Here is a 5478-nt window from a genome sequence, read left to right as displayed (position 1 = left end):
ACCCCCTTGGTACCAACGCCGCCCGCAATCGGAACGTTCTGATCGCGCTCGCCATGGTAGTTGTCGATCACATGTTGTCTTGCCTCAGGGCAAGTGCGGGTGTCGGCCATCAAGGTGCCCGCCAAGGTGACCACGTGCTTGAACACTGGCGTAAGGCAGGCCATGGTCTGCATCATCATGGCCCCGTTGGAATGCCCTGCCCCATAGGTGCGCTCGGTCGTGGCGCCGTACTGTTGCTGCAGGTAGCGAACCGCCCCGGTGATGTAGCCGATGTCATCGACCTTGTCGGTATAGGGCTTGCCACAACAGCCTTTGCCTGCGTTCCAGGCCTTGAGGCTGTCACCACCCAGGCGGGCTGCTGCGGATCCGTTGAGATAGGCCACCACAAAGCCGTTCTGCTCGGCCACGCCGTCGATCTTGAGGTGCTCTTGCATGAAGCGCGCATTGCCGCCGCCACCATGCAACACCACGAGCAATGCGCGCTGCCCGGCCGCAGGCAAATGGGCCGGCACATAGACCAGCATGTCTCTGCCCGCGAAGCGGTCTTCACGTAAATGATCCTGAACCGCGCCCAGAGATGCTTCGCTGACCACCGCACCCTTGTTCTCGCGCTGCGTCTCACGCATCTGTTTGAAGCGCTGCCAGCGAGATCCCGAACCCTGCTCAGACTGAGCCCAGGCCACATGTACAGGCTGGATGGCAGACAAGCACAGGCCGCTCAAGCAAAGAGTACGAAGCCACGTCTGTAAGCGAGTTGAATGGGCGTGTGTCATGGCGCGTGATGAGGTTGGATCAAAGTCTCTTTATAGACTGTGCGCCAAAGCGTACTTTCTTGCGGATGACTATCACCAGGCTGCGCCGATGTGTCCTCGCCACAGCATCCAGGCCGCTACATAAGCCCAAAGGCCAAAGATGCGTTCGACCAGCGTCACGAAACCCATGTCTGTGAGCGCGCCTCCTTGCGTGGCTGCCAGCAAAGACCCCACACCCAATGCCGCCCCAGCGCCCACGATGATGTGGCCCACCACAATGGCCACAATGGGGCCCAGCGCAGCCAGTACGCCGACAGCCCCCGCGCGTTTCAAGCTGCTTTGCCGATGCAGAAAGGCGACCGACCAGAACAGGATGGCCAACATCAGGAACGCTGCGTACAACAGCAGATAGCGCCCCATCAGATGTTCCTCCACGCCGAGCGCCACCTGGATCTTGGCGGCGGCAGCAATGAAGAAGCAAACCAGACCTGCTCGGTTCAGCGGTTTGCGGATGCCCATTTCATCGGAGAAGGCCCAGGCAGCAAAGCTGGCGATGGCCAGGGCCAGAATGCGCAGCGGTGCCAACGCAATGGTGGTGTGCGTCAGTGCCAGCGTCATGAAGGCGCCGAGCGTCAAGGTCACGGCACCTACTTTGGCATTCAGTGTCTGAGCCCTGCTGGACAAGATGGACATGTTCATGGCGTCGCCCCGTGTGTGATGGCATTCGGGGTTCTAGCACGGTCACATTGACTGACCTGCTGGAGGGGTTTCAGTGGCCACACGTATCGAAGCTGAGCCAGGCTTGAGCCATCCGGTGCATGCCAGGTGCCTGACTCCTTGTGCAGGGCATTCAGCCCTTGATAGAAGCGCTGCGCCGTGTGGTTGCCAGCCAGCACCCACAGGTGCAGCCATTCAGCCTGTGCGCTGTGTGTGGCCCATTGCCGAACGGTTTCAAACAACCTTTGACCAATGCCCTGACGTTTGTGTTCATGCGCGACGTGCAGGTTCTCCAGCAGCGTGCCCCATTGCTCGTCGTGCTGCGCGTATGCGCAGGCCAATCCCACAACGGCACCTGCACGTGTGGCAACCCATATGCCTTGCCGAGATGAGGGATTCGCCAATCGCGTGCACCACAGATCAAGGCGGTCTTCCAGGATGGGGCCATCCAGAAAGGCGTCTGTCAATTGGCCACGGTAGGTCTGGCGCCAACTTTTCGCATGCAAGTGGGCCAGTGCGTGTGCGTCGTCAGGGCGGGCCTGGCGCACCACGATGTCTTGTGTGTATCCCATGATTTTGTTTGCCTATTGATTGGCCGAACCATCTGTACTGCCATGGCCAGACAGGTGCCACTTTGACACGACTTCACTGCTTGGCCAAATCGTGGCATGCCGGTCGGCCAGGCCAGCCAAGGTGGCCCGTTGAACGATGTCAGCAGAGATGGCCGTGCCATCGCTTGCGGGCAAGGCTCGTGTCGCACAGGCGTCGCCCGCAATCACCAGTTGAAACCCGAGATGCAGTGCATGGCGAGCGGTGCTGTCCACACAGTTGTGCGTCATGCAACCGGCGATCACCAGCGTGTGGATATCGCGTTGCTTCAGTTCCTGCAACAGCGCCGTGTCATGAAAGGCCGATGGCCACTGCTTGATCACCTTGATGTGATGTAGGCCCAATGTGGGCAATGTGGTGGGCTGGATGCCTTCACCATCCTTGTCAAACAACGCCGCCTTGTTTTGGGCCGCTACGTGATGCACGTGGATCACAGGGACACCCGCAGCGTCGGCAGCCAGAACCAGTAGATTGGCTTCGTGCGCGGCAGCTCCGAAGCCATCCAGAGGCAGCTTTCCTTGGCATGTGTACTCGTGCTGAAAGTCCAGCAGCAAGAGCGCAGTGCCATGCGTTGGCAGGGTGCTCAAAGCAGGCTTGCCTGATAGCTGCTGGATGGTGAGGGGCCTGTCAGCCAATGCGGGTGCGGGCCGCCGGCTGGCCTGAGTGTGGCCACCATAGCCCCAATGCGCGCCTGGTACGTTCTGCATCACGATGTACAGCGGTGCTGCAGGGGCCTGGCCCATGGTCTCTTGCAGCAAGGCGTGCGCAGCGGCCAGGAAGGTGCTTTGTTCAGGCAGGCTGTTGCTGCCTTCTGTGATCGCCACATGCAGGCTGGCACACCAATCGGTGTCAGACAAGGGCTGACCATTCACTGACCACGCGTGGCGATCAGCTTGTTCGCGAATCTGCACCACGGTCAACGCGGCGACCTTGCCAAGTACCGAGGCCATCAGCCCGGTGAGGCCTTGCTGGACGTGCAGGCGTTGCGTTGCAGAGAGAGGGGCACTGGTGATGTCGAGTGTCAGAAGGGGCATGTGAGTCTCCGGTCAGGTGATGCATCCATCGTGTCTGCGAAGCGAGCAGATAACAATATCTGCCAGATGCACAATATCGTTTCCATGGAGGAAACAATGGACGCCGCATACCTCACTCAAAGCCAAGGCATGGCGGATCTGCTTGTGTTCGTGAAGGTGGTGGATCTGGGCGGCTTCACCGCTGCTGCTGCCGCGTTGGGCCTGGGCAAGCCGGCCGTGACCAAGCAGATCCAGCGGCTGGAGCGCAGCATGGGCGCCACGCTCTTGCATCGCACCACTCGGCGCATGACCGTGACCGAGGCGGGGCAGGTGCTGTATGAGCATGCGGCGAGCATGGCCCGCCTGGTGGAGGATGCTTCGGCCTCCTTGTCATCACTCGCCGGGCGGCCTGCCGGGCGTTTGAAGATGACGGCCTCCGTCACGTATGGCAAGCATGTGCTGGGTCCCTTGCTGCCCGCTTTCCATCAGCGCTATCCGGATGTGCAAGTGGACCTGCTGCTGGTCAACCGCTATGTGGACCTGTGGGAGGAAGGCCTGGATCTGGCCATCAGGCTGACAGATGAGCCTCCAGGCCAATTGGCCGGGCGCCCTGTGCATCATTTTGATTTTGTGCTGTGTGCCTCACCCCGATTCCTGCGGGGCAAGAAGCTCGTGCATCCTGATCAATTGAAGACGCTGCCCTGCTTGCCCTTTGGTGTCAGCCAACCGGGCCAGCCTCTTGTGTGGCGCTTTGATGGGCCGCAGCGGCAGACCGCTGCCGTCCCTGTCTCGGGGCCGGTGATCGTCAACAGTAGCGACGTGGTGAGGGATCTCTTGCTGGCCGACATGGGCCTGGGCTTGCTACCCCGCTTTGCCGTTGAAGACGACCTGGCATCAGGACGATTGCGGGTGGCGTTGCCCCAATGGATGCCGCAACCGGCGTTCGGATCAACGGCGTGGGCTTTGTGGCAACCGCAGCGGGTGATGCCGCTCAAGCTCAGGGTGATGGTGGATTTCCTGGTGGAGCGACTGGCGCCGAGTGTTTGAATCAAGTAGCTGAGTCACTGCTCCGTGATCAACTCCGTGGTGTTGTGATCGTTGCCCTGCCCCCCAAACGCCTGGGGATCAGTGCTATCGTGCCTGCGCCATGGGTGCAGACGTGACGAGACCATCATGATCATTTCCTCCTCTGCTGATTACCGGGAAGCCGCGCGCAGGCGTCTGCCACCATTCCTCTTTCATTACATCGATGGCGGTGCGTATGCCGAGCAGACCCTGCGCCGCAATGTCGAGGATCTGGCCGCGGTGGCTTTGCGCCAGCGCGTGCTCAAGGACATGAGCCAGCTCGACACCAGCATCGAGTTGTTCGGCGAGAAGCTGGCCCTGCCTGTGGCCTTGTCGCCTGTGGGGCTCACCGGCATGTATGCCCGACGTGGCGAGGTACAGGCCGCGCGTGCAGCCGATGCGCGGGGCGTGCCCTTCACGATGTCGAGCGTGTCGGTCTGCCCCATCGAGGAAGTGGCACCCAAGCTGAACCGCCCGATGTGGTTCCAGCTGTATGTGCTCAAGGACCGTGGCTTCATGCAGAACGCGCTGGAGCGCGCGCAGGCCGCTGGTTGCACGACATTGGTCTTTACGGTGGACATGCCGGTGCCGGGCGCACGCTACCGCGATGCGCACTCGGGCATGAGTGGCCCTTATGCCGAACTGCGCCGCTATGCGCAGGCCGTGACGCACCCACGCTGGGCCTGGGATGTGGGCCTGAGGGGCCGCCCGCACGACCTGGGCAACATCTCCGCTTACATGGGCAAACCCACGGGCCTGGCCGACTACATGGGCTACCTCGGGGCCAACTTTGATCCGTCCATTTCGTGGAAGGACCTGGAGTGGATTCGGGCCTTCTGGAAGGGGCCCATGGTCATCAAGGGCATCCTGGATCCGGAAGACGCGAAGGACGCCGTGCGCTTTGGTGCCGATGGCATCGTGGTGTCCAACCATGGTGGTCGGCAGCTCGATGGCGTGCTGTCATCAGCCCGAGCGCTGCCGCCTATTGCCGATGCCGTGAAGGGGCAGATCAAGATCCTGGTCGATTCGGGCATCCGCAATGGCCTGGATGTGGTGCGCGCCATTGCGTTGGGCGCTGACGCAGCCATGATTGGGCGGGCCTATATCTACGCCCTGGCGGCAGCCGGTGAGGCCGGCGTGTCGCACCTGCTGGAGCTGCTGGAGAAAGAAATGCGCGTGGCCATGACGCTGACCAGTGCGGCCCGTGTGGCGGACATCACGGGCGATCTGTTGGTGCGTGAACGGGGCAACGAGGGCCGCTGATCACGCCGTCAACACCTCACAGCCCCGCGCCGTCACCGCGACCATGTGTTCCCATTGCG

Annotated in this window: 6 protein-coding genes; 2 read left to right on the top strand and 4 right to left on the bottom strand. The window is 61.6% G+C overall.

What is annotated here, in order from left to right; translation table 11 throughout:
• From EPO09_RS01360 to EPO09_RS01345, 4 genes are all read right to left on the bottom strand, one after another.
• On the bottom strand, positions 1 to 707 hold a 707-nt coding region (locus EPO09_RS01360), incomplete at its 3' end, for a PHB depolymerase family esterase (RefSeq protein WP_290639418.1).
• A 138-nt stretch (positions 708 to 845) separates the two neighbouring features.
• Positions 846 to 1451 (bottom strand): hypothetical protein, encoded by a 606-nt coding sequence (locus tag EPO09_RS01355; RefSeq protein WP_290639416.1) that lies wholly within the window; start codon positions 1449 to 1451, stop codon positions 846 to 848.
• Positions 1448 to 2041 carry a GNAT family N-acetyltransferase gene (locus tag EPO09_RS01350; RefSeq protein WP_290639414.1) on the bottom strand — a complete coding sequence of 198 codons (594 nt, stop codon included), beginning with the start codon at positions 2039 to 2041 and terminating at the stop codon, positions 1448 to 1450. The genes EPO09_RS01355 and EPO09_RS01350 overlap by 4 nt, the downstream gene beginning before the upstream one ends.
• 12 nt (positions 2042 to 2053) lie before the next feature.
• A complete protein-coding gene (locus EPO09_RS01345; RefSeq protein ID WP_290639412.1) occupies positions 2054 to 3112 on the bottom strand; it encodes an isochorismatase family protein in 1059 nt (352 codons plus the stop codon).
• Between the two features lie 96 nt (positions 3113 to 3208).
• On the opposite strand from EPO09_RS01345, the gene EPO09_RS01340 reads away from it, so the two are divergent.
• Positions 3209 to 4138: a LysR family transcriptional regulator gene (locus EPO09_RS01340; RefSeq protein WP_290639410.1), complete on the top strand. Its 930-nt coding sequence runs from the start codon at positions 3209 to 3211 to the stop codon at positions 4136 to 4138.
• Between the two features lie 126 nt (positions 4139 to 4264).
• Positions 4265 to 5419, top strand: coding sequence for an FMN-dependent L-lactate dehydrogenase LldD (lldD, locus tag EPO09_RS01335; protein WP_290639409.1), 1155 nt, complete (start codon positions 4265 to 4267; stop codon positions 5417 to 5419).
• Positions 5420 to 5478: the final 59 nt, after the last annotated feature.

Source organism: Aquabacterium sp. (assembly GCF_004297345.1).
In the GTDB taxonomy this organism is placed as follows: Bacteria; Pseudomonadota; Gammaproteobacteria; order Burkholderiales; family Burkholderiaceae_C; genus Aquabacterium.
The sequence above is the reverse complement of the archived record's forward strand: the minus strand, read 5'-3'. Positions and strand labels throughout refer to the sequence as shown.